The following is a 2,941-nucleotide window of genomic DNA, read 5'->3' on the forward strand; positions in this document are numbered from 1 at the left end:
GCTAAGTATTTCAAAAAAAGCATCATTTTCAGAAAGAACACTGAATAATTTTATCTTATTTTGATCAGTGAAAAAAGATAATACTTCCCTGTTACAGAAAAAAGCCACACTATTCTGTTTGATACATGTTTTTAGTAATTTTGTAAGGTTTTCGTTATTTTGAAAAAGCTTGTCAAAAAAATCTGTTTTATTTCTAGAGATACATTGGCTCAATACTGACTTTAAACCTTTACTATCTAATTTTTCTAATACGCTGGCGTTTTCTAAAAGCTTGTCAAAAAAATCTGTTTTATTTCGAGAGATATATTGGCCCAATACTAGCTCTAAACCTTTACTCTCTAATTTTTCTACTACGCTGGCGTTTTCTAAAAGCTTGTCGAAACAATCTGTTTTATTTCTAGAGATATATTGGCCCAATACTAGCTCTAAACCTTTACTCTCTAATTTTTCTACTACGCTGGCGTTTTCTAAAAGCTTGTCGAAACAATCTGTCTTATTTTGATAAATACATTGGCCCAATACTAACTCTAAATCTGTACTATCTAAGTTTTTTAATACGGTGGCGTTTTCTAAAAGTTTGTCGAAATAATCTGTTTTATTTCTATAGATACATTGGCCCAATACTAGCTCTAAATCTGTACTATCTAAGTTTTTTAATACGGTGGCGTTTTCTAAAAGCTTGTCAAAAAAATCTATTTTATCGTTGCAAATAAAGTTTTCTACTATTAATTTTAAATCTGTACTATCTAAGTTTTTTAATACGGTGGCGTTTCCTAAAAGCTTGTCGAAGAAATCTATTTTGTTATCGTAGGTGCAGCTGATTACTATTAATCTTAAATATTCACTACTTAATTTTTCTAATAGATTAGCATTTTCTAAAATCTTATCGAAAAAATCTGTTTTATTGTCAAAGATACAGCTGATTACTATTGATCTTAAATCTATACTATCTAAGTTTTCCAATGCTTTTTCGTTTCTTAAAAGTTTATCAAAAAAATCTATTTTATCGATGCAGATACAGCTAATTGCTGTTGATCTTATTAAATCTGTACTATCTAATTTTTTCAATGCTTTTTCGTTTCCTAAAAGTTTATCGAAAAAAGATGACTTGTCCTTTTCAATACAGCTACCCCATACTGATTCTAAGTCTTTACTATTTAATTTTTCCAATACTTTTTCATTTCCTAAAATCTTGTCAAAACAATCTATTTTATCGGAATAGATACAGCTGATTAATAGCAATTTTAAACGTTCATTATCTAATTTTTCCAATACGTTGGCATTTCTTAAAAACTTATCGAAAAATAATGATTTATTTTGTGCGACAGATCTGGTTAATATTGCCTTAATATCTAATTTTTCCAATACTTTCTGGTTTCTTAAAAGCTCGTCGAAAAAATCTATTTTATTGTCTAAGATACAGTTGTATAATATTGATTCTAAAACTCCACTATCTAATTTTTCCAATACGCCTTTGTTTTTAGAAACACTATTAAATAAATCTAGTTTATTATAATAAGCACAACATCTCAATATTATTTTAAAATCAATATTATTTAATTTTGCAAATATTTTATCGTTCTCAAAAAACTTGTTAAAATTATCTAGTTTATCTTCTCTAATACAACTTTTTAAAAGGTCCACCCATTGATTAGACAACGCGTCAGATACTTCTGTATCAGCCAAAACTTCTTCTATTTCTTGAGACTCTACTACTTTTTGTGATAGAAGGTGTAAAAATACTATTTTCACATTTTCTTTTCCATTAGTTTGTAAATATTTTTTTATACATGACAAAACAGAAGATTTTGGATTGTTTCGAACAAAGTTTTCAACAAAAGAGCTCAGCTCTGAGGGCGTCAACTGACCAACTGGAGTAGAATATAAAGAACCTGTCTGCGAAAGAAAAAGAAAAAAAGTTAATAGTATTTTTTGTTTCATAAATATTTTTAATGTTTGCTTACAATAAGTTAATTCTACAATTATTACAAAAAAATGTCAACAAAAAAATCGATTTACTGCGTAAAGAAATTCAGCGCTTATGATCAACATCGAGAGCCTCAAAAATATTTTTTGCAGATGAAAAAAACTCTAAAACAATTTTTGGATAATTAAGGAAACATAAAAACCTTGTTAGCGCACAGCAGATAAAACCTAAGCAAAGCTTATATTTTCATAAGTTTCTAAACAATTGCATTTAGAATTAATACTGTAATACTGTTGTAAGGTTGAGTAAAAAAATAGAGTTTCAATCAAACAGGAATAAATCTTCTACACAGTAGACATAGAAGTTTCTTAAAAAGGATGTTAACGATTTTTTAGATTCTTACAAATTGATTAGCAAGTAAAACGTCTGAATGTAAGTGCAAGTGGGATTGTTTATGCTCTTAGAATATTAAGAATTACCTATAAAAACCTTGAATTATCCCAAATTAGCCACAAAAAAACTATCTGAATTTTTAAAAAAACTTGAAAGTAAAAGGTTTTCAGGAGGTTCCATCATTTTTATCGATGAAATTAGATTTGATTATGACAAGCCAAGGACTCATGGATATTTCATAAAGGGTATTTTTCGTTTTGACTCTTGTGATTGGGAAGCAAATAGCAGAACTAACGTAATTGGTGCGATGTTATACCAGATACCATTACTAAATGGACAGGTGGGATGCATTACAAATTGACCGCACTGCAACATCAAGTAGCGCCTGTATGAATTGGCTCAAGTACTTTCAAGATTTTCTATTGTTGCGTACATCTGAGTATTCAGGATGTTGTACTTGATATGTAGCCACAATCTCTCTACAGGGGGCAACTTAGGTGAACAAGGTGACAAGTATAAACTCTTTATATTCTTGGAACCATCAAGTCCTTTGATCTATGCCACCCAGCTTGATCCACGATATGCTCTCTTATCCTTCACAAATACTTTGGCTAGATCAGA

At 29.4% G+C, this 2,941-nt stretch carries 1 protein-coding gene; it reads right to left on the reverse strand.

Features of this window, described 5'->3' with window-relative positions; all coding sequences use genetic code 11:
• Positions 1 to 1,941: hypothetical protein (locus tag K737_RS00035; RefSeq protein WP_035574501.1), on the reverse strand; the 1,941-nt coding region annotated here is incomplete at its 3' end.
• Positions 1,942 to 2,941: the final 1,000 nt, after the last annotated feature.

Source organism: Holospora undulata HU1 (assembly GCF_000388175.3).
In the GTDB taxonomy this organism is placed as follows: Bacteria; Pseudomonadota; Alphaproteobacteria; order Holosporales; family Holosporaceae; genus Holospora; species Holospora undulata_A.